Source organism: Streptomyces sp. Tue6028 (genome assembly GCF_002300165.1).
GTDB lineage: Bacteria > Actinomycetota > Actinomycetes > Streptomycetales > Streptomycetaceae > Streptomyces > Streptomyces siamensis.
Genome location: NZ_MLCE01000019.1, coordinates 152482 through 173619, shown reverse-complemented (window position 1 = coordinate 173619; position 21138 = coordinate 152482). Strand labels below are relative to the sequence as shown.

The following is a 21138-nucleotide window of genomic DNA, read 5'->3' as shown; positions in this document are numbered from 1 at the left end:
CGTGCCGGCGTCCCGCGCGGACGACCGGCCAAACGTCCAGTGTGCCGCACCTCCGGGCGATCATGCCGGGCCGTCTCTCAGGCCTCCTCGTCCGCCAGCTCCGCCACGCCCGTCACCCGGTGCAGCGGGTAGGTGCGCACCTCGTCGGCCGTGTGGTCGTACGCCGTCACGAAGCCGCCCTCGACCCGGATCGGGGCGATGACGCGCTGGCTGGCCGCGCCCTCGGCGTTGACGTAGCCGATCCACAGGGACTCGCCGGTCAGGACCGCTGCCTGCATGGTCGCGAGGGTCTCGGCGGAGCCGGTGCGCGGCAGGTCGCCGCCAGCGTGGTCGGCGGCCGGGTCGGTCTGCTTGCGCGGGGCCGTGGACGCCATGTCGCCGGCGCGGATCGCGCGGATCGCGGCGCCGATCAGCGTGGCGTCCGGGACCGGGGGACCATCCGGGACGGGCTCGGGCGCGGTGCGCGGTGGGGTGCGGTGGGCGTGCGCCCGGGTGATCACGACATCGCCCTCCGCGGACTCGGCGGCGGGCGCGAACCCCATGGACCGCAGGCCTTCGAGGAGCGTCGCGGGATCGGCCTGGGCGGCCAGGACGGTGGGGGCGAGACGGCGCAGCCGCAGCCCCTGCGAGCGCTTGTCGGCGAGGATCTCGCTCAGCAGCGCGTCGTCGTCGCAGCGGACGTACGCCGAGGCCGCGCCGATCCGCAGATGGCCGTGCCGACGCGCCACGTCGTCGATCAGATAGGCGAGCGGCTGCGGCACCGGTGTCCGGGAGTGGGCGGCGAGGAAGGCGTGCAGGTCCGACGCCGAACGGCCCGCGTCGAGCGCGCGGCGTACCGAGCCGGGCGTGAACCGGTAGACCGTCGCCCCGCCCTTGGACTCCACGTCCGCGAGGACGCCCAGCGTGTCCGCCAGCGGTCGTTGCAGCGGGCCCGGCGCGACCGCCGTCAGGTCCGCCTGGAGAAGGACGTGGTCCAGCGGCTCCGGCAGGAGCGGGGCGAGGAGCCGTGCGGCCCGGGAGGCCGCCGCGGCCTGTTCGGCGGGGGAGTGCGGCCCGGCGGGCGCGGGGTGGTGATGCCGGTGTGCGGGGAGCTTGTCGCCGGGCCCCGTCGGTTCGGGCTGCCCGGCCTTCGAGGAGGACGAGGGCAGCCCGAGCAGCGCCCGTCCGGCCGCGGAGAGTGCTCCGCGGCCCGTGACGCCCAGCAGCTCCGCCTCGGACAGGGTCCACCGGGCCAGCCGGACCCGCAGATCGTCCGTGGCGGGCTGGCCGCCGCGCAGCGGGCGCTCCCAGCGCAGCCGGCCGAGCAGCGAGTCCGGTGCGGGGGACGCGCCCTCGGGGAGGCCGGCGAGAAGGGCGAGGACCCGGCGGCGGACCTCAGGCGCCGCCGACCGGTCCAGGCCGGGGCCGAGGGCCGACAGCGCGCGGTCCTTCGCGTCCCGCCCGCCGACCAGACCCGCCGTCCGGGTCGCGGCCAGCCAGGCGGAGACGAGCCCCGCCCAGCGCTCGGGGGCGGGCAGTTCCAGCCACTCGTCGTAGGCGGGCGTCGCAGCGTATCGTTCGTCGGCCTCGCCGTCCGATGCCAACAGGCCCGCCGCGTAGGCGAGTTCCACCCAGAACGCGGCCATCGGCTCGGCCACGTCCAGCGCCACCGCCGTCCGCTTCAGGTCCCGGACGCTCAGCCCGCCGGCCCGCAGCACGGCGGGTCCGCCCTCGTGCCAGTCCTTGAGCAGCTCCTCGACGGTCGCGAGAGCGGTGTACGCCTGACCGGCCGCCGCCGCGTCCACAACCTGTGGACGGTGCGTCGCCGCGGCCTCGACCGGCGGCGCCACCGGCTCGGCCACCCGGTGCGCGCGGCCCGCCCGCAGGTGCAGGGCGACCTCCCGGGGCAGCACGACCGTGCCGGGCGCCGTGGGCAGCAGCAGTCCGTGGTCCGTCAGCCAGCGCAGATGGCGTGCCGGGTCGGCCGTCACCTGCCCGTAGGGCGGACCCCACACCAGCCGTGACAGCACGTCCACCGACTCGGCGGGGGCCTCGTCCAGGAGTGCCGACATCCGGACCCGGTCGGTGAACAGGCCGGTCAGTGACGCGACCGCCGACACGGAGTCGTGGGTGGTCGCGAGTCCGGCCTCCGCCACGATCTCCTGGATGCGCCCCGGCGACATGCCGGCCGTGGCCTCCGCGACGGTCGGGCCCAGGCCCGTCGGGGACGGGTGCTGCGGGGACGGCGCGAGCAGCTCCCGCGCCGTGCGCACGAGGCGGAGCCGCTCGTCGGGGCCCCAGACGAGTGCCTGCTCGCGCAGCGTGGCGAGCGAGCCCGGGAACGCCGCCGTGACCGCCGGTTCGCCGTCGTCCCCCGCCATCAGGCCGAGCAGCTCGTCGTGCGTCGCCGGGTCAGCCGCCACGGCGAGGGCCTCCGCGGTCTGGAGCGCGAACCGGTCCAGGCGCTCCAGGGCCCGTACCACCGAGGCACGGGTGCCCGCGCGGGTCGCCAGCTGGGTCAGGTCCGTGGGGACGGGCGTGATCAGGTCGGGGCGGGAGCGGAGGAGGGCGGACAGCGAGACGTCGTCCCGCGCGCGCAGGGCTTCCGCCAGGGAACGCGGAGCGGTCGTCTCGGGGCTCATCCTGCCAACGGTAGCGGTTGCTTCCGGCCACAGAGCCGGTTCGCCCCCTCCGCCCTCGCCCGTCCCTCGTTCCCGGGGCTCCGCCCCGGACCCCGCTCCTCAATCGCCGGAGGGGCTGAACTTTTGCCGGCCGGTGCTGAAGAGTGCCAGCCCGTCCGGCGATTGAGGACGAGGCCGTCCAGGCCGACCGGGGGTCCGGGGGCGGAGCCCCCGGGAGCACGGGACGGGCAGGGGCGGCGGCGCCCGAAAAACCGGTACCGTCACCACCGGGCATCCAACGCGACCACCCCGGAGGGGACTTCGTGGGGATTGAGAGCGACCAGCTCGTCTTCGACTACCTGAGCCGGGTCGGCGACCTGGCCCAGCAGCGCCAGCTGCCGTCCGCGACACGGATGCGTCTGGTGTCCGAGCTGCGCAACGAGATCGACCGGCGCCGGTCGAAGGCCACGGTCGACAGCCCCACCGCCGTCCGCCGCATCCTCGACCGTCTCGGCACCCCGGACGAGATCGTCGCGGCTGCCGGGCGTGGCGACGGTGCCGGCCCCGCCGCGGAGCCCCGCGCCGCGGTCCCCACCCAGCGCGCCGCCGAACCGGACGAGCGGCCCCGTGGCCGCCTGCGCCGCGTCGTGCCGCGGCCCCGCCCCGCGGAGCCGGAGCCGACCGGTGCGACCGCGGCCGACGCCCCGTCCCCGCCGCACCTCGCGAGCGCGGCGGAGCTCGGCGACAGCGCGACGCAGCCCGACTGGTGGCGGGTGGACAGCAGCGTGTTCGGGCCCGGCGAGAGCGTGCCGGGTTTCGTCGGGGGTGTGGAGATCCCGGAGCTGCTCAAGCCGCCGCCCCGGGACAAGGCCGACGGGACGGGGAAGCCCGCGGCGGAGGCGGTGCCCGAGGCCCGGGACGCCGTGGCGGCCGGGGAGGCCGCGCAGCCGGTGGAGGAGGAAGAGGCCGGCCGGCGCCGCCTGCTTCCCCGCCTGAGCGGTTACAGCAACCCGCTGCTGCTGCTCGCCGCCGGGCTCCTCGTCGCCGGGGCCGTCCTCGGCAACTGGTTCGCCCTGGCGCTGGGCTGGCTCATCGCCTACGCCTCGCGCCGGCTGACCCCGGCCGAGTCGAAGTGGGCGGTCCTCGTCATGCCCGGCCTGTCGGTCGCGGGCGGCCTCGTGTGGCTGTGGGGCCGCACGAACGGCCGCTGGGGCGAGCCCATCGCCGAGGGGCACATGAAGGACGCGCTCACCGAGACGTGGCCCTGGGTGGTCCGCGCAGCGGCCGTGGCCTCCGCCCTGTACCTGGTGTGGCGGTCCCAGCGCCGACGCTGACCTCCGGCCGCCCGGAGCCGGTGGGCACAATGGCCCATATGACTTCCTCCGCGCCGACCGTCGGCTTCGACCTCGACATGACCCTGATCGACTCCCGTCCCGGTATCCAGGCCTGCTACCGGGCGCTCTCCGCGCGCACGGGCACGTACATCGACTGCGATCTGGTGATCACGCGGCTCGGGCCGCCGCTGGAGGAAGAACTCGTCAACTGGTTCCCCGCCGAGGAGGTCGCGGTCGTCGCGGACCTCTACCGCGAGATGTACCCCGTGCACGCCATCACCGGGACGCCGGCGATGCCCGGTGCCCGGGAGGCGATCGCGGCGGTGCAGGCCGCGGGCGGCCGGGCCCTCGTGGTCACCGCGAAGTGGGAGCCCAACGCCAAGATGCACCTGGAACACCTGGGCATCGAGGCGGACGCCGTCGTCGGCGACCTGTGGGCCGAGCAGAAGGCACAGGCGCTGCGCGAGTACGGCGCGAGCGTGTACGTCGGCGACCACACCGGAGACGTACGTGGCGCCCGCACGGCGGACGCGTACTCCGTCGCCGTGACCACCGGGCCGTGCGACGCGGCGGAGCTGCGTGCGGCGGGCGCGGACGTCGTCCTCACCGACCTGACGGAGTTCCCGGCTTGGCTGGAGAGCTACCGCCGACAGTGACGGGGCACACCACTGCCCGGGGTGCCGCCGCGCGGCGCCCCGTCGTCCGGTGTCCTCAGGAACGCGCGGCGCGTGCCCGGCGGCGGCCCGCCGCGATCGACTGGAGCACCCCGGCTCCGGCCAACAGGAATCCGACTCCCATGAGCATGCTCAATCCGAACATGTAGGCCGGAAATGGAGTCGTGCCGAGCAGTAGCGGGGCCACGGTGACCAGTGTGGCCAAAGCTCCGACGAAGAAGACGATGGCACCGACACGGATCAGCCGGTCACCGGCTTCGGCGGAATTCGCTTGGGTTTTGTCACGCACCCGACCAGGGTAGTTCCCAGCGCGAAGGAACAATCCAGCGACGTCTTGTCACCAGCCGCCGGACCATTAGCCTTGGTACCGGCGGGTCCGACGACCCGCTGTAGTGCTATCCAGAGCCGTTTACGGGCAGTTGCACTCGCGACGGCCCGAGCAGTTTCCCGAGCAGTTTCCGACGAGTACGAGGACGAGGACAGACGTGCCTACCGGCAAGGTCAAGTGGTTCAACAGCGAGAAGGGCTTCGGCTTTCTCTCCCGCGACGACGGCGGCGACGTCTTCGTTCATTCCTCGGTCCTGCCCGCCGGAGTCGATGCTCTCAAGCCCGGCCAGCGCGTGGAGTTCGGTGTCGTCGCCGGTCAGCGGGGCGATCAGGCTCTCTCGGTGACGCTGCTGGATCCGACCCCCTCGGTCGCGGCGGCGCAGCGCCGCAAGCCGGACGAACTGGCCTCCATCGTCCAGGATCTGACGACCCTCCTGGAGAACATCACGCCGATGCTGGAGAAGGGCCGTTACCCCGACAAGACCTCCGGCAAGAAGATCGCGGGCCTGCTGCGGGCGGTCGCCGACCAGCTCGACGTGTGACCCTTGCGAGCCCCGCCCCGCGGCCGCCCGCGGTCCGTCAGGGGAAGTCCAGCGAGTCCGGTCCGAGGGGCGGCACGAGCCCCTCGGCCGCCGCGCGCGTGAGGAGGCCGCGGACCGCCGCGTAGCCGTCGTCGCCGAGGTCCGCCGTGAACTCGTTGACGTACAGGCCGATGTGCTGGTCCGCGACCTTCGGGTCCATCTCCTGGGCGTGCTCCAGCACGTAGGGGCGGGAGGCCTCCGGGTCGTCCCAGGCGGCACGGACCGAGGCGCGCGCCGCCCGGGCCAGGTCCTGGAGCCGTTCGTCGCCCAGCGAGCGCTTGGCGATGATCGCGCCGAGCGGGATGGGCAGCCCGGTGGTCCGCTCCCAGTGCTCGCCCATGTCGGCGAGCTTGTGCAGCCCGTAGTTCTGGTAGGTGAAACGCGCCTCGTGGATGACGAGTCCCGCGTCGACCTTCCCGTCCCGCACGGCCGGCATGATCTCGTGGAACGGCATGACGACGATCTCGCCGACCCCGCCCGTGACGGTGTCCGCGGCCCAGAGCCGGAACAGCAGGTACGCGGTCGACCTCTCGCTCGGCACGGCGACGGTGCGGCCGGTGAGGTCGGCGTCGGCCTCGCGGGTCAGCACGAGCGGCCCGCAGCCCCGCCCCAGCGCACCCCCGCACGGCAGCAGCGCGTACTTGTCCAGGACGTAGGGGAGCACGGCGTACGACACCTTCAGCACGTCGAACTCGCCGCGCTCGGCCATGCCGTTGGTGATGTCGATGTCGGCGAACGTGACGTCGAGCGCGGGCGCGTCCGGCACCCGGCCGTGGGCCCAGGCGTCGAAGACGAAGGTGTCGTTCGGGCAGGGCGAGTAGGCGATCTGCAGGGACTCAGTCGGTGCGGTCATGATGGTTCCAACTCTCCAGTACGGGCGCGAGCTTCCCGAAGCCCTCGGTGAGGGCGGCGAGTGCGTCGCCGATGCGCCAGGCGGCGCGGTCGCGGGGGCCCACGGGGTTGGAGACCGCGCGGACCTCCAGGACGGGCACACCCTGGGCCGCGGCGGCCTCGGCGACCCCGAAGCCCTCCATCGCCTCCGCCAGGGCACGGGGATGGCGGGCGCGCAGTTCCGCGGCGCGGGCGGCGCTGCCGGTCACGGTGGAGACGGTGAGCACCGTCCCGGACCGTCCACCCGTCGCGGCCGTGAGCTCTCGTACGAGTGATTGCGGCGGACGGTGGCTGACGGTGCCGAAGCCGAGGCCGGTGACCGGGACGAACCCGTCCGCGGTGTCCGCGCCGAGGTCGGCCACGGTGATCTCGTCGGCGACGACGAGCGACCCGACGGGTGCGTCGGGCTGGAAACCGCCGGCGATGCCGGCGCAGACGACGAGGTCGTAGGGGGTGCCGGTGAGGGCCGCCGCGGTCAGCGCGGCGGCGGTGGAGGCGGCGGCGAGGGCGGGGCCGACGCCCGCCGCGAGCAGATCGAGGGTGACACCCGCGTCAGCCGGACCGCCGGCCTCGGGGGACAGCCGCTCCAGGACCGCCCCGGGCAGGCGCACCTGGCGTGGCCGGGCCGCGAACGCCCCGGCCACCGCGTCCCGCTCGACCGGGACCGCGGTGGCCACCAGAACGTGCGGCCCCGTGACGGCGATCAGGCGTCCTTGTCCTTCTTGAGCTTGAAGGACCACAGGCCGGTCACGTCCTTCTCGCCCGACTTGATGGAGACGAGCGTCGAGTCGCCGCTGGCGCCGTACTGCGCGTTGAAGAACACGCTGCCCGGGATGGTGCGGTACGTCTTCTTGCTGGAGTCGGTCAGCGGCTGACCGTTCATCAGGATCGTCCAGCCCTGGTCCGCGATGTCCGGGTCCACGCCGAACCGGACGGTCTCGTCGGGGTCGACCGTGATGGACTTGATGTCCTTCGACTTCAGGCACTTCGCCAGGTCCGCGGTCTTCACCGCGTTGCCGTCGTTGTAGCAGTCGGTCTCGGAGCTCACCGAGTTCCTGCCGACCGTGACGGTGGTCAGCGGCGTCGGCTTGTCACAGGCGGACAGGACGAGGAGTCCGGCGGAAACGGCGCCGAGAGCGGCAACGGCGCGACGGCGATGTCCATTGGCGGCTCTGCCGCGGGGCAGGGAGGTCATGGCCGAAGGCTATCGGGCACCCGCACCGCTCTCCCCACCTGGGGTACGGCGTGCCGTCCCCGGCCCCCGCCCGGACCTGCGGCTCACGCCACCCTGGGCCGGGCCTGCCCTCCGCGGCGCGCCGCGCTCAGCAGGCCCCGCACCGTCGTGAGCCAGCCCGTGGCGACGATCGCCGCCGCCACCGACAGCCCGAGCGTGCCGTTGAGCGGCAGGGCGATGCCGATCCCGCCACCGATCACCCAGGCCATCTGGAGCAGTGTCTCGGAGCGGGCGAAGGCCGAGGTGCGGACGAGTTCCGGCACGTCCCGCTGGATCAGCGCGTCCAGCGACAGCTTGGCGAGTGCCTGCGCGAACCCGGCGACCGCGGCGAGGCACGCCACCAGGAAGGCGCCGAAGAAGATCGCCGCCGTGATCGCGGCGCCCAGCACGAACGCGACGACCGTCACGATGATGATCTCCGGGGCGCGCTGTTTCAGCCAGGCTCCGACCGCGGTCCCGAGCGCGTTGCCGGCGCCCGCCGAGACTCCCACTATCCCGAGCGAGACGGCCGCGCTCTCGCCGGTCAGCGGGTGCTCGCGCAGCAGGAAGGCCAGGAAGAAGATCAGGAAGCCGGAGAGACAGCGCAGCGACGCGTTGGCGGCCAGCGCGTGCGTCACGGCCGTGCCGACGGTCCGCAGTCCGGGGCGCGGCGCCTTCTTCGCGTGCGGCCCGTGCAGATGGTCCGCGTCCGCGGCCAGCAGCGCCTTGTGCTCGCCCTTGGCCGAGTCGACCTTGGGCGGCAGCGAGAACGACAGGAACGTACCCGCGACGAAGATCAGGAAGGCGCCGTAGAGCGGGTAGCGGGGGCCCAGCGCCTGGAGGCCCGCACCGATCGGCGCGGCGATGCCGGTGGCGAGGAGACCACCGAGCGTGACCCGGGAGTTCGCCTTCACCAGGGAGAACTTCGGTGGCAGCAGTCGGGGCACGACCGCGCTGCGCACCACTCCGTACGCCCTCGACGCGACCAGCACCCCGAGCGCGGCCGGGTACAGCTCGATGCCGCCGGTCACGACCGCGCTGGACAGCAGCAGCGCGAGGAGGGCCCGGACGAGCATGGCGGCCGCCATCGCGGCCCGGCGGCCGTGCGGCAGCCGGTCCAGCAGCGGGCCGATCACGGGGGCGAGCAGCGTGAACGGCGCCATCGTGATCGCCAGATACAGGGCCACGCGACCACGGGCCTCGTCCGTCGGGACGGAGAAGAACACCGTGGAGGCGAGGGCGACGGTGATCATGACGTCGCCGGCGCCGTTCACCCCGTGCAGTTCGATCAGTTTGCCGAGCCCCGACTCACCCGCGCCGTGTGCGTGCGTCGCCTTGCGGATGCCGCGCGCCGGCCCCGTGACCGGCAGGTGCAGGGCACGCCCGACCGCACGGACGGAACCGCTCACCCGGCCCGATCCGCCGCTTCGACTGCTCCCCTTGGTGCCACCGACCCCGGTGGCTCCTTGGGACGACCTTGCGCCTGCCACTCCGTCATAGTGCCCCGAGTCGGCGGATCGTAGCGGGGTTACCGCGCGTATGCCCGCGGAGTGGCGTTCCGGAGGGCCGTGCGAGTACGGGACGAGCCCCCGGTGTGCGGCGGCGGCCGGCGTGCCCGTGCGCCGGGGAAGATGCCGGAGTACGGGCGCGGGAGGACGTCTTTGCGCCATGCCGGGCTGCTCCCGCGGTGATTCTGGCCCGCCCGTGGCGGGGTCAGGAACGTGCGGCGGGGCGGGTCCGGGACCGGCCGCCGAGCACGAGAACCCGGCGCGGAGCGCCGAAGACGCCCGCCGGTGTGGGCCCAGGGGCCGGGAGAAGGTAGCGTGCGTAGCGCGCCCACGGCGAAAGTTCTCGGCCGCGCGCCTCTCGGCCATCCCGCAGAATGGATGGTGTAGGTGCGCCCGAGTGCGATCGGGCGCGGACGTCGACGCGGTCCTTCGGTCCGCTCCGTCCGCACTCCCGCCGAGGAATGGCGCACCCGTGAGACGGCGTAGGAGAGAAGCGATACCTGTGAGCGCAGCGACAACGCGAAGCCGCACCCCCGACCGCCTGTGCGCCGAGGCGGTCGACCTCGCCCGCGCCGCCGCCGAGGAGGTCGCCGCACCCGGCGTCGTCGGCGAGCATGTGGGGCTGGTCTCCGAGGGGGACCGCGTTGTCACGCACTTCTTCGAGTGCAAGGAACCCGGGTACCGCGGCTGGCGCTGGGCGACCACGGTGGCCCGGGCCTCCCGCGCGAAGGTCGTGACGCTCGACGAGACGGTGCTCCTGCCCGGCTCCGACGCGCTGCTCGCGCCGGAGTGGGTGCCGTGGAGCGAGCGGCTGCGCCCCGGGGACATGGGCCCGGGCGACCTGTTGCCCACGGACGCCGACGATCTGCGGCTGGAGCCCGGATTCTCGGGCGAGGAGGAGCCCCCGCCGAACTCCGCGGTCTCCGAGGAGATGGCCGAGCTGGTGGAGGCCGAGGACGCGGAGGTCGCCGGCGGGCCGCCGGCCTCGCTGCCGGTCGCACCCCTGCGCGGGTCGATCAGCGCGGTCGCCGAGGAGCTCGGCATGCGGCGCGCCCGGGTGCTGTCCCGCTACGGCCTGCATGTGGCGGCGGACCGCTGGGAAGAGGCGTACGGCCCGAAGACGCCCATGGCGCAGGCCGCGCCCGCCACGTGCATGAGCTGCGGCTTCCTCAATCCGATCGGCGGCTCGCTCGGCCAGGCGTTCGGTGTCTGCGCCAACGAGTTCTCGCCGGCCGACGGGCGCGTCGTGTCCCTCGCCTACGGCTGTGGCGGCCACTCGGAGGCGGCGGTCATGCCGAAGCCTCCGCGGCCGGCGGCTCCGGTGATCGACGAGACGAAGGTCGAGCCGTTCCCGCTGCGACCGGCCCCGGATTCCGGTTCGGTGTCGGTCACCGCGGACGAGTCGGCGGCGGAACTGGGTCACTCCTAGCGGGGGCCGTCCCGGCCGGGTACGCGGTGGGGCTGTGCCTGGTCCCGGTTCGTGGTGTGCCGCGGGTGCGTGGGGGCTGGTCGCGCAGTTCCCCGCGCCCCTGACGGGGCCCGGCCGAGTGTGCCGGTTCGTGGGTGGGGCTGTGCGTGGTCCGGTTCGTGGTCCGGTGCGTGGTGTGCTGCGGGTGGGTGGGGGCTGGTCGCGCAGTTCCCCGCGCCCCTGACGGGGCCCACCCGAGCCCGCCCAGGGGCGCGGGGAACTGCGCGCTCAGCGACGACGTGCCCGCGCAGAACAGTGGGGCCTCAGCCACGCACTCCCAGGGGCGCGGGGAACTGCGCGCCCAGCGACGACGTGCCCGCGCAGAACAGTGGGGCCTGAGCCACGCACCTCCAGGGGCGCGGGGAACTGCGCGCTCAGCCACGGGGCACCCGCGGGGGATCGCGGGGCCTGAGCCACGCACCTCCAGGGGCGCGAGGAACTGCGCGCCCAGCCTCGACGTACCCACGCAGGACCGTGGGGCCTCAGCCACGCACCCGCAGGGCGCCCAGCCCCCACCGACCCGCGCAGGGCGACGGACCCCGGGGGGCCTCCTGGACGCCGCCGCCCCGGGACGAGGGACGGCGGGGCCAGGACCCTCCCCGCCGCGCGGTACCTTCGTGCCGCGACCGGGCGCGGCGCAGCACTCGCGGTCGCGCCAGCCGAGAGGGAGAGTGAACCGTGAGCAAGTTCGTGCGGCCGGCAGCCGAGGGCGCGGACCCGTTCGGGACGGCGCGCCTGCGACGGGGCGTACTGGACGCCTGGGCGACGAGCCCGGCCCGGTTCCGGGAGGACGCCAACGCGGAGGAGGACCTGGTCCTCGGCGGTTACCGCGACCGGCTCGTGGTGGAGCTCGCGCAGAACGCGGCGGACGCGGCGGCCCGGGCGGGCGTGCCCGGCCGGCTGCGGCTGACCCTCCGCGACGGCGTGCTCGTCGCGGCCAACACGGGTGCCCCTCTCGACGCGGCGGGTGTGGAGTCGCTGTCGACGCTGCGCGCCTCCGCGAAGCGGGACGCGCCCGACACGGCGGTCGGCCGGTTCGGCGTCGGCTTCGCGGCCGTCCTCGCGGTGACCGACGAGCCCGCCGTGGTGGGCCGGCACGGCGGTGTCCGCTGGGCCCTCGCGGAGGCCCGGGAAATGGCCGCCGACACGGCCCGGCACAGCCCCGGACTGGGCGACGAGATCCGCCGCCGGGACGGCCATGTGCCCCTGCTGCGCCTGCCGTTCGCGGCGGAGGGCACCGCTCCGGACCCGTACGACACGGTCGTGATCCTGCCGCTGCGGGACCCGGCGGCCGAGGCTCTCGCCGAGCGGCTGCTGAAGAACGTCGACGACGCCCTGCTGCTGGCCCTGCCGGGCCTGGAGGAGGTGGTCGTCGAGGCCGGGGCCGAGGAGGTCCGTACCTTGCGCCGCCGCGCCGAGGGCGACGGCGTCGTGGTCGAGGACTCCCGGGACGGCGCCGGCCGTTACCGCACCGTCTCCCGCCAGGGCCCGCTGGAGGCGTCGCTGCTCGCCGACCGCCCGGTCGAGGAGCGGCTGCGCCCGTACTGGTCGGTGACCTGGGCGGTGCCGGTCGACGGCGACGGCTCGCCGGCCCGCCCCCGCACCAGCCCGGTCGTGCACGCGCCCACGCCCAGCGACGAGCCGCTGGGGGTTCCCGCGCTGCTGATCGCCTCGCTCCCCCTGGACCCGACCCGCCGCCACGCGGCGCCGGGCCCGCTGACCGACTTCCTGGTGCAGCGCGCGGCGGACGCGTACGCGGAGCTGCTCGCGGCCTGGCGGCCGGTGGACACCGGGATCATCGATCTGGTGCCCGGCCCGCTGGGCAAGGGCGAACTGGACGGGGCGCTGCGCCAGGCGATCCTGGACCGGCTGCCGCGCACCGCGTTCCTGCCGCCGGCGGTGCCGCTCGACGAGGCACCCGAGGTTCCGGCCGACTGGCCGGAGGGCGCGGCGGCGGAGAATCCGGCCGCGCTGCGGCCCCGGGACGCCGAGGTGGTGGAGGGCGCGGGCGCGGAGACGGTCCGAGTGCTCGCCGAGGTGCTGCCCAGCCTGCTTCCCGCCGGGCTCGAACGCCGGGTGGAGCTGCGGACCCTGGGCGTCGCCCGGGTGCCGCTGACGGAGGCGGTCGACCGGCTGGCGGGCCTGGAGAAGGACCCGGCGTGGTGGCACCGCCTGTACGACAGCCTCGCGGGCGTGGACCCGGACCGGCTCTCCGGGCTGCCGGTGCCGCTCGCCGACGGCCGGACGACGATCGGACCCCGGCAGATCCTGTTGCCCACGCCCGACGGCACCGGATCCGCCGCTCCGGACGCCCTCGCCCGGCTCGGCCTGAAGGTCGCCCACCCGGATGCCGCCCATCCGCTGCTGGAGAAGCTGGGCGCCCTCCCGGCGACGCCGCGTGCCGTGCTCACGAGCCCGCAGGTGCGGGCCGCCGTCGCCGCCTCGCTCGACGACGAGGGCGTGGCGTGGGACGAGGACGCGCCGGACGCGGAGGAGCTGGCGGACACCGTGCTCGCGCTGGTCCGCGACGCCGGTCTCGAACCGGGCGACGAGCCATGGCTGGGCGCGCTCGCCCTCCCGGACGACGAGGGGGAGCCGGCGCCCGCCGGTGAGCTGGTGCTGCCCGGCAGCCCGTTCGCGCAGGTCATGCGTGAGGGTGAAGTCGGCTTCGTGGACGCGGAGTTGGCCGAGCGCTGGGGCGAGCAGCCGCTGGCGGCCTGTGGCGTGCTGGCCGACTTCGCGCTCGTGCGTGCCACCGACGTCGTCCTCGACCCGGACGAACTGGAGCCGCGCGACGGGGACTTCGCCGAGCCCGACGACGCGGGGCTGCTCGACGCCGTCGACGTGTGGTGCGAGGACGTCCTCGACCGGCTGCCCGACACGCCCGTGCCGCCGGTGGCCACGGAGATCGTCGCCGTGCGGGACCTGGACCTGGTGGACGACGAGCGGTGGCCGCAGGCACTCGCCCTGCTCTCGCAGCCGCCGCTGCGGGACGCGCTGACGCAGTCGGTGCGCATCCTGCTGCCGGACGGGACGCACGAGATCGTCCGGCCCTATACGGCGTGGTGGCTGCGCGGGCACCCCGTCCTGGACGGACGGCGCCCGGCCGGACTGCGGGCCGCCGGTGGCGATCCGCTGCTGCACGGCCTGTACGACGAGGCCGACGCCACCGGATTCGACGACGAACAGGTGCTGCGGGCGCTGGGTGTCCGTACCTCGGTGGCCGCCCTCCTCGACGAACCCGGCGGCGCCGCGGAGCTGCTCGACCGGCTCGCCGACCCGGACCGCGAGGTCTCCGGCTCCCAACTGCACGCCCTGTACGGCGCGCTGGCGGATCTCGATCCCGAACAGGTGACGCTGCCGGACGAGCTGCGGGCCGTCGTGGACGGGGAGGTGCGGGTCGTGGACGCGGCCGACGCCGTGGTCGTCGACTCGCCCGACCTGCTGCCCTTCACGGACGGTGTCCCGCTGCTGCCGGTACGGCCGTCGCGGGCCGCCGATCTCGCCGAGCTGTTCCAGGTGCGGCGGCTCAGCGAGTCGGTGACGGGCGAGGTGACGTCCGAGGGCGCCGAGCACGAGGTGCCGGAGTCCGTGCGGATCCTGCTGGGGCCGGCGGTGCCCACGTCGTACGTCGAGCACGAGGAGCTCGTCGTCGACGGTGTCGAACTCGACTGGCGGCGGACACGGGACGGGGTGCTGCACGCCTCCACCCTGGAGGGCGTGGCGGCCGGGCTGGCCTGGGCGGCCGGTCAGTGGCCGCGCCGCTTCGAGGTGGCGGCCCTGCTGGAGGACCCCTCGCGCACCGAGGAGCTCGCGCGGGACCGCTGGTTCGACTGAGCCGGCACGGCCGGGACGGGGAAGCGCCGAGTGGCGTTTCCCCGTACGTCGCCGTGGCGTTGGTAATACGCGCACAAAGTCTTCATCTGCCGTACAACCTTTCGCCGCGGTCGCAGATCTGATCTTCGAGTCAACAGACTCCACGATCACTTGGGCCCCGTGTGAAGACGAGCCGTACGGAACGAAAGCCGTCGGGGCCCCTTTCTCCACTTGGGGAACGCATGCGCATACGAGCCACCGTGGCCGCCGTCTCCGGCGCCCTGGCCCTCACCGCCTTCGCCGTCCCGGGCGCCCACGCCACCGACTCCGCGCCCTCCTACCGCGCGGGTGTCACCAAGGCGCAGGAAGCCGCCCGCGCGGACGGCAAGGCCGCGTTCAGCACCTCCGCCGCAGCCGACACCGGCACGCCGTACGCCCTCGACGCCACCTTCTCCAACATCAAGGTGAACGGCGGCAAGGCGATCGCCGTCGGCATCAGCAACCACGTCACCGTCCCGGTCACCTACACCATGACCCACGGTGCCGACGTCGACATCGACGCCGTCGACTTCCTGACCGGCCCCTACATCTACAAGGGCTCGTTCGACACGCCGGACAACATGCTGTTCGGCGACGACCCGGCGACCTGCACCGCCACCTCGGCGACCGTCGCCAGCTGCAAGGGCGACATCGACATCTACCCGGCCGAGGGCGAGCTGCTCAACTCGGACGCCGGCAGCTGGCACGCCGCGGCGCTGGCCATCGCCTACAACGGCGAGGACTGGACCAGCGACGACATCAACTGGGACAACGTCGGCATCGCCGACCAGGGCGGCTTCACCTCGCCGAACGTCCAGCGCTACTCCAAGCTGACGGTCAACGCCTCGCCGGAGCCGGTGAAGAAGGGCAAGACCATCACGGTCACCGGCAAGCTGTCCCGCGCCAACTGGGAGGACAACCTCTACCACGGCTACACGGGCCAGTCGGTGCAGCTGCAGTTCCGCAAGAAGGGCAGCACCACCTACACCACCGTCAAGACCATCAAGACGGACAGCACGGGCAACCTGAAGACGACCACGACGGCCTCCGTCGACGGTTACTACCGCTACAGCTTCGCGGGCACCTCGACCACCCCGGCCGTCAAGGCCACGGGTGACTTCGTCGACGTCCAGTAGTCGCTCGTCCGGTGTCCCCGCGCCCCGTCACGAGGCGCGGGGACATCGCACGTCCGGATCGTGACGTCCTGGCGGCGCCATGGGGAGCGCCGCCCGTATCCATGGGGGGAACCATGCGCAAGCGCACCACCACCGTCGCCCTGCTCGCGGCGTTCACCGCGGCCGGAGCCGCTCTGGCACCCGCGGCGTTCGCGGACGGCAGCCAGGGTGACACGAAGATCACCAAGGTCGTGGTGAACGGCGGCAAGAGCGTCGTCATCGGCACCACGGCCGTCAAGACGTTCACGGTGTCCGTCACGGCCACCGACAACCAGGGCATCGAGGGAGCCGAGCTCAGCCTGCACGGACCGAACTACGGCCTCCTGACCACGTCCTCGGTGAAGTGCGTGGCGGCCGACGCCACCACGTCGACCTGCTCCGGCAGCTTCACCGTCGACCCGCGGATGTTCGACGTCCTCAACGACCAGGCGGGCACCTGGTACGTCGACGCCTGGGTGGACGCCAAGGGCGACGACTCCAACTTCATCTGGAAGGAGAAGGCGGGCAGCTTCAAGGTCCAGCGGGCCTCGCAGCTGACCGTGAACGCCTCGCCGGAGCCGGTGAAGAAGGGCAGGACCGTCACGGTCACGGGCAAGCTGTCCCGCGCCAACTGGGAGACGAGCAAGTACGCCGGTTACACGAACCAGCCGGTGCAGCTCCAGTTCCGCAAGAAGAACAGCAGCACGTACACCACGCTCAAGACGGTCAGGACCGACAGCACGGGCAACCTGAAGACGACCACGACGGCCACGGTCGACGGCTACTACCGCTACAGCTTCGCGGGCACCACCACGACCCCCGCCGTCAACGCCACGGGTGACGGCGTCGACGTGCAGTAGACGGCCCGCGGGCCGCACACCCGGATCACGCGGGGAAGCGGCGGTCGACCCACTTCCACAGGAATTCCAGGGCGGCCGCCGCCACCACCGAGATGCCCACCGCGAGCCACGGCATCGTGGCGCCGACCAGTTTCAGCGCGAAGAAGTGCTGCAGCCCCGGCACCATGAGCACCAGCAGGAACGCCCCGCCCATCGCGGCGACGAGACAGATCCGCCACCAGGTGTAGGGGCGGGCGATGATCGCGAGGACCCACATCGAGATCAGGAAGAGCGTCAGCGTCGCGGCGCTCGTCTCCGCCTCCAGCGAGCCCTCGCCCGTGTAGTAGTGGCGGGCCAGCAGATAGGTGATGAAGGTGGCCACCGCGGCGACCGTGCCGCCCGGGATCGAGTACCGCATCACCCGCCGCACGAAGTTCGGCCTGGCCCGCTCCTTGTTGGGGGCGAGCGCGAGGAAGAACGCCGGGACGCCGATGGTGAGCGTGGACAGCAGGGTCAGGTGGCGGGGCAGGAACGGGTACTCGACCTGCCAGCACACCACCAGCACGGCCAGCAGGACCGAGTAGACCGTCTTCACGAGGAAGAGGGTCGCCACCCTGGTGATGTTGCCGATGACCCGGCGGCCCTCGCCGACCACCGAGGGCAGCGTGGAGAAGCTGTTGTTGAGGAGGACGATCTGGGCGACGGCCCGGGTCGCCTCCGAGCCCGAGCCCATCGACACACCGATGTCGGCGTCCTTGAGCGCGAGGACGTCGTTCACGCCGTCGCCCGTCATCGCGACGGTGTGCCCGCGCGACTGGAGGGCGCCCACCATGTCCCGCTTCTGCTGCGGGGTGACCCGCCCGAACACCGTGCCCTTCTCCAGCGACTTCGCCATCTCCTCCTTCTCGTCGGGGAGGTGGCGTGCGTCGACGACCGAACCGGTCAGGCCGAGCTTTCCGGCCACCGCGCCCACCGACACCGCGTTGTCGCCGGAGATGACCTTGGCCCTGACGTCCTGCTCGGAGAAGTAGCGCAGGGTGTCCGCCGCGTCCGGGCGCAGCCGCTGCTCCAGGACGACCAGGGCGGTGGGCCGGGCGCCGGCCGCGACCTGCGGGTCGTCGAGGTCCTTGGTGGCGCGGGTGAGCAGCAGCACCCGCAGCCCCGCCTCGTTGAGCCGCTCCGTCTCGTGGAGCGCCGGGTCCCCGTCGGGCAGCAGGACGTCGGGGGCGCCGAGGAGCCAGGTGCTGGACTCGCCGTTGCCCTCGCTGAAGGAGGCGCCGCTGTACTTGCGGGCCGAGGAGAAGGGCAGCGACTCGGTGCAGCGCCACTCCTCGCTGTCCGGGTAGGCGGCGATGACCGCCTGGAGGGAGGCGTTCGGCCGGGGGTCCGATTCGCCGAGCGCGCCGAGCGCCTTGCGTACGTACGCCTCGTCGGCGTCCTGGAGGGTCCGCAGCTCGGTGACGTCCATGCCGCCCTCGGTGAGGGTGCCCGTCTTGTCGAGGCAGACGGTGTCGATGCGGGCGAGGCCCTCGATCGCTGGAAGCTCCTGCACCAGGCACTGTTTCCGGCCGAGCCGGATCACGCCGATGGCGAAGGCGACGGAGGTGAGCAGGACCAGGCCCTCGGGGACCATCGGGACGATGCCGCCGACGGTCCGCGCGACGGAGTCCTTGAAGCCGTGCTGCTTGACGACGAGCTGGCTGATGACGAGGCCGATCGCGGTCGGGATCATCATCCACGTCACGTACTTCAGGATCGTGGAGATGCCGCTGCGCAGTTCGGAGTGGACGAGGGTGAAGCGTGACGCCTCTTCGGCGAGCTGGGCCGCGTAGGCCTCCCGGCCCACCTTCGTGGCGGTGAACGCGCCGCCGCCCGCGACGACGAAGCTGCCCGACATCACCTCGTCGCCGGGGTGCTTGACCACGGGGTCGGCCTCACCGGTGAGCAGCGACTCGTCGATCTCCAGGCCGTCGGCCTCGGCGCAGGAGCCGTCGACGACGATCTTGTCGCCCGGCCCGATCTCGATCAGATCCCCGAGCACGATCTCCGACGTGCTGACCTCGGCGGCCACTCCGTCCCTGCGGACGGTGGGTTTCACCTCGCCGATCACGGCGAGCGAGTCGAGGGTCTTCTTGGCCCGCCACTCCTGGATGATGCCGATCCCGGTGTTGGCGATGATCACGTACCCGAACAGGCTGTCCTGGAAGGGTGCCACGACGAGCATGATCAGCCAGAGCGCACCGATGATCGCGTTGAACCGGGTGAAGACGTTGGCGCGGACGATCTCCCTGAGGGAGCGGCTGCTGCGCACGGGGACGTCGTTGACCTCGCCGCGGGCGACCCGCTCGGCCACTTCGGCGGCGGACAGCCCGTCCGCCCGCCTGGAGACGGGTATGGGCACGGGGTGAACGGGGTCGAGTTCGGCGCCCGCGTCGATGTGCGTCATGCATTCGACGGTACGTGCGGATATACGGCTTCACCCGCTGAGCGCCCCAAAGATCCGACCAGGGGAGGACGAGGGAGCGGGCGTGTGATGCCGTGGGTGTAGGGGTGGATGCAGGCGGAGGCCTAGGGGGAGGCCGCCGTCACTCCGCGGCGGTGGCGCCGGGTGTTCCGGTCGTCGCGGCGGCGTCCCGGCCGGCGGCGTCCCGCTTGATCGCGGCGTCGCGCTTGCGGACGTACCAGATGCCGATGAGCCCGAGTCCCGCGCCGGCCAGGCACGTCCACAGCCACCAGAGGTGTCCGTGGTCCTCGAACCAGCCGTAGAAGGGCAGCTGCACCAGGAAGAGGACGAACCAGAGGATCGTGCCGCCGGTGATGGTGGCGACGACGGGGCCCTCCAGGGGCTCCGGCGCCTCGTGCTTGGGGGTCCACTTCGCCATGTGCACAGCTTACGAGGCCGTGCCGCGGGCGTCGCCGGAGCCCGGGTGTGGCCTTGTGCGGCAACGGTCTACGCGCGGAGATAGCGATTTCCGACTCATATGTTCATACTGAAACGGTCTGAGTCTGGCTCTTTCTCTTCGTATGAAACACCAACAGAAGCCTCGAAGAAACTGTTGGTGATCACTGGAGGGCCGGACTCGATCAGGTTCCCAGCCCGGCGCCTCCCCCAGCTCTCGGTCCGTCCGAGCGCGGGATCCCCCGATCGCCCGGCGCCCGTAAAGGCCACCAAGGCCCCCGTACTCATGAGGTCACGCATGTCCACCTCGGCCGTCACCAAGGCCCCCACCCCGGAGCAGCCGGAGCCCCGCCCCGCGCAGGGTGCCCTGGACCGCTACTTCAAGATCTCCGAGCGGGGCTCCAGCATCCCGCGCGAGATCCGCGGTGGTTTCGCCACCTTCTTCGCGATGGCCTACATCATCGTGCTGAACCCGATCATCCTGGGCAGCGCGAAGGACATGTACGGGAACCACCTGGACAACGGCCAGCTGGTCACCGCCACGGCTCTCACGGCGGCCTTCACGACGCTCCTCATGGGCGTCATCGGCAACGTCCCGATCGCGCTGGCGGCCGGGCTCGGCGTGAACACCGTCGTCGCCCTCCAGCTCGCCCCCCGGATGTCGTGGCCCGACGCCATGGGCATGGTGGTGCTGGCCGGCTTCGTGGTGATGCTGCTGGTCGCCACCGGCCTGCGCGAGCGCGTCATGAACGCCGTGCCGCTGGGGCTGCGCAAGGGCATCGCCATCGGCATCGGCCTGTTCATCATGCTGATCGGTCTGGTCGACTCCGGCTTCGTCTCCCGCATCCCGGACGCCGCCCAGACCACGGTCCCGCTCCAGCTCGGCGCCGACGGTCACCTCAACGGCTGGCCCGTCCTGGTCTTCATCCTCGGCACGCTGCTCACCCTCGCGCTGATCGTGCGCAAGGTGCCGGGCGCGATCCTGATCTCGATCGTCGCGATGACGGTCGTCGCGGTGATCATCAACTCCGTCGCGACGATCCCGTCCTGGGGTCTGACCACCCCGAAGTGGCCGGGCAACCCGCTCGCCACCCCGGACTTCGGCCTGGTCGGCAAGGTCAGCCTGTTCGGCGGCTTCGACAAGGTCGGCGTGCTGACCGGCGTGCTCTTCGTCTTCACGGTCCTGCTGTCGTGCTTCTTCGACGCGATGGGCACGATCATGGGCATCAGCGACGAGGCCAAGCTGACCGACGCGCAGGGCAACATGCCCGGCATCAACAAGGTCCTCTTCGTCGACGGCATCGCGGTCGCCGCGGGCGGTGCCACCTCCTCCTCGGCCACCACCTGCTTCGTGGAGTCCACGGCGGGCGTCGGCGAGGGTGCGCGCACCGGCTTCGCGAACGTCGTCACGGGCGCGCTGTTCGCCGTGGCCCTGTTCCTGACGCCCGTCGCCACGATGGTCCCGTCCCAGGCCGCCACGCCCGCGCTCCTCGCGGTCGGCTTCCTGATCATGTCCGGCTCGGTCAAGGAGATCGACTGGGCGGACTACACGATCGCCATCCCGGCCTTCGTGACGATGCTGATGATGCCGTTCACCTACTCGATCACCAACGGCATCGGGATGGGCTTCATCACCTTCGTGGTGCTGCGCCTGGCCGCGGGCCGCGGTCGCGAGGTCCCGGTCGCGATGTACGTGGTGTCGGCGGTCTTCGCCTTCTACTACCTGATGCCGGCGCTGGGTCTGACGTAGGCGTCCGCCGTACGGGGCCCGCCGGGCCGCGTACCGCCGTGCGGG

General features: G+C 72.9%; 16 protein-coding genes. 8 read left to right on the top strand and 8 right to left on the bottom strand.

All coding sequences use genetic code 11. The features are described 5' to 3' along the window. Window positions 1-77 precede the first annotated feature (77 nt). Complete coding sequence (locus tag BKI49_RS16775) at window positions 78-2621, bottom strand: helicase C-terminal domain-containing protein (RefSeq protein WP_095935094.1); 2544 nt, start codon at window positions 2619-2621, stop codon at window positions 78-80. A gap of 302 nt (window positions 2622-2923) precedes the next feature. Between BKI49_RS16775 and BKI49_RS16770 the strand changes: the two genes are divergently transcribed. Both BKI49_RS16770 and BKI49_RS16765 read left to right on the top strand, forming a co-directional pair. Further along, window positions 2924-3934 (top strand): hypothetical protein, encoded by a 1011-nt coding sequence (locus BKI49_RS16770; RefSeq protein ID WP_095935093.1) that lies wholly within the window; start codon window positions 2924-2926, stop codon window positions 3932-3934. 29 nt (window positions 3935-3963) lie between these two features. After that, window positions 3964-4590, top strand: a complete 627-nt coding sequence (locus BKI49_RS16765; protein ID WP_095935092.1) for an HAD family hydrolase — start codon at window positions 3964-3966, stop codon at window positions 4588-4590. Between the two features lie 55 nt (window positions 4591-4645). On the opposite strand, the gene BKI49_RS16760 is transcribed toward BKI49_RS16765, so the two are convergent. After that, on the bottom strand, window positions 4646-4897 hold the full coding sequence (locus tag BKI49_RS16760; RefSeq protein WP_095935091.1) for a hypothetical protein: 252 nt from the start codon (window positions 4895-4897) through the stop codon (window positions 4646-4648). Window positions 4898-5093: 196 nt separating this feature from the next. Here BKI49_RS16760 and BKI49_RS36170 point away from each other — a divergent pair, with 196 nt between their 5' ends. Beyond that, the gene (locus tag BKI49_RS36170) at window positions 5094-5477 is read left to right on the top strand and encodes a cold-shock protein (protein WP_028802852.1); all 384 of its coding nucleotides are present in this window, start codon (window positions 5094-5096) and stop codon (window positions 5475-5477) included. A 37-nt stretch (window positions 5478-5514) separates the two neighbouring features. On the opposite strand, the gene BKI49_RS16750 is transcribed toward BKI49_RS36170, so the two are convergent. The 4 genes from BKI49_RS16750 to BKI49_RS16735 form a co-directional block, all read right to left on the bottom strand. Continuing rightward, window positions 5515-6369 carry a 1,4-dihydroxy-6-naphtoate synthase gene (locus BKI49_RS16750; protein ID WP_095935090.1) on the bottom strand — a complete coding sequence of 285 codons (855 nt, stop codon included), beginning with the start codon at window positions 6367-6369 and terminating at the stop codon, window positions 5515-5517. Further along, on the bottom strand, window positions 6353-7087 hold the full coding sequence (locus tag BKI49_RS16745; RefSeq protein ID WP_373557559.1) for a futalosine hydrolase: 735 nt from the start codon (window positions 7085-7087) through the stop codon (window positions 6353-6355). The genes BKI49_RS16750 and BKI49_RS16745 overlap by 17 nt, the downstream gene beginning before the upstream one ends. 23 nt (window positions 7088-7110) lie before the next feature. Further along, window positions 7111-7602 (bottom strand): DUF2771 domain-containing protein, encoded by a 492-nt coding sequence (locus tag BKI49_RS16740; protein ID WP_095935088.1) that lies wholly within the window; start codon window positions 7600-7602, stop codon window positions 7111-7113. 83 nt (window positions 7603-7685) lie between these two features. Next, window positions 7686-9110, bottom strand: a complete 1425-nt coding sequence (locus BKI49_RS16735) for an MFS transporter (protein ID WP_095935087.1) — start codon at window positions 9108-9110, stop codon at window positions 7686-7688. A 520-nt stretch (window positions 9111-9630) separates the two neighbouring features. Between BKI49_RS16735 and BKI49_RS16725 the strand changes: the two genes are divergently transcribed. The 4 genes from BKI49_RS16725 to BKI49_RS16710 all read left to right on the top strand — a co-directional run bounded on the left by BKI49_RS16725 (window position 9631) and on the right by BKI49_RS16710 (window position 16465). Beyond that, the gene (locus tag BKI49_RS16725) at window positions 9631-10557 is read left to right on the top strand and encodes a DUF3027 domain-containing protein (protein ID WP_095935086.1); all 927 of its coding nucleotides are present in this window, start codon (window positions 9631-9633) and stop codon (window positions 10555-10557) included. A gap of 717 nt (window positions 10558-11274) precedes the next feature. Further along, window positions 11275-14433 (top strand): sacsin N-terminal ATP-binding-like domain-containing protein, encoded by a 3159-nt coding sequence (locus BKI49_RS16720; protein ID WP_095935085.1) that lies wholly within the window; start codon window positions 11275-11277, stop codon window positions 14431-14433. 221 nt (window positions 14434-14654) lie between these two features. Next, window positions 14655-15587 carry a hypothetical protein gene (locus tag BKI49_RS16715; RefSeq protein WP_095935084.1) on the top strand — a complete coding sequence of 311 codons (933 nt, stop codon included), beginning with the start codon at window positions 14655-14657 and terminating at the stop codon, window positions 15585-15587. A 113-nt stretch (window positions 15588-15700) separates the two neighbouring features. Next, complete coding sequence (locus BKI49_RS16710) at window positions 15701-16465, top strand: calcium-binding protein (RefSeq protein ID WP_095935083.1); 765 nt, start codon at window positions 15701-15703, stop codon at window positions 16463-16465. Window positions 16466-16490: 25 nt separating this feature from the next. Here the strand turns inward: BKI49_RS16710 and BKI49_RS16705 are convergent, their stop codons facing one another. Together BKI49_RS16705 and BKI49_RS16700 are read right to left on the bottom strand one after the other, a co-directional pair. Beyond that, window positions 16491-18890, bottom strand: coding sequence for a cation-translocating P-type ATPase (locus BKI49_RS16705; RefSeq protein WP_095935082.1), 2400 nt, complete (start codon window positions 18888-18890; stop codon window positions 16491-16493). Between the two features lie 139 nt (window positions 18891-19029). After that, complete coding sequence (locus BKI49_RS16700; RefSeq protein ID WP_095935081.1) at window positions 19030-19326, bottom strand: DUF2530 domain-containing protein; 297 nt, start codon at window positions 19324-19326, stop codon at window positions 19030-19032. Between the two features lie 315 nt (window positions 19327-19641). Between BKI49_RS16700 and BKI49_RS16695 the strand changes: the two genes are divergently transcribed. Then, a complete protein-coding gene (locus BKI49_RS16695; RefSeq protein ID WP_095935080.1) occupies window positions 19642-21093 on the top strand; it encodes an NCS2 family permease in 1452 nt (483 codons plus the stop codon). Window positions 21094-21138: the final 45 nt, after the last annotated feature.

What these genes read in the sequence shown, in the direction of transcription:
- BKI49_RS16750 (WP_095935090.1), bottom strand. Translation starts at nt 6,369, where the DNA reads ATGACCGCACCGACTGAGTCCCTGCAGATCGCCTACTCGCCCTGCCCG.
- BKI49_RS16700 (WP_095935081.1), bottom strand. Translation starts at nt 19,326, where the DNA reads ATGGCGAAGTGGACCCCCAAGCACGAGGCGCCGGAGCCCCTGGAGGGC.
- BKI49_RS16695 (WP_095935080.1), top strand. Translation starts at nt 19,642, where the DNA reads ATGTCCACCTCGGCCGTCACCAAGGCCCCCACCCCGGAGCAGCCGGAG.
- BKI49_RS16775 (WP_095935094.1), bottom strand. Translation starts at nt 2,621, where the DNA reads ATGAGCCCCGAGACGACCGCTCCGCGTTCCCTGGCGGAAGCCCTGCGC.
- BKI49_RS16765 (WP_095935092.1), top strand. Translation starts at nt 3,964, where the DNA reads ATGGCCCATATGACTTCCTCCGCGCCGACCGTCGGCTTCGACCTCGAC.
- BKI49_RS16740 (WP_095935088.1), bottom strand. Translation starts at nt 7,602, where the DNA reads ATGACCTCCCTGCCCCGCGGCAGAGCCGCCAATGGACATCGCCGTCGC.
- BKI49_RS16710 (WP_095935083.1), top strand. Translation starts at nt 15,701, where the DNA reads ATGCGCAAGCGCACCACCACCGTCGCCCTGCTCGCGGCGTTCACCGCG.
- BKI49_RS16705 (WP_095935082.1), bottom strand. Translation starts at nt 18,890, where the DNA reads ATGACGCACATCGACGCGGGCGCCGAACTCGACCCCGTTCACCCCGTG.
- BKI49_RS16715 (WP_095935084.1), top strand. Translation starts at nt 14,655, where the DNA reads ATGCGCATACGAGCCACCGTGGCCGCCGTCTCCGGCGCCCTGGCCCTC.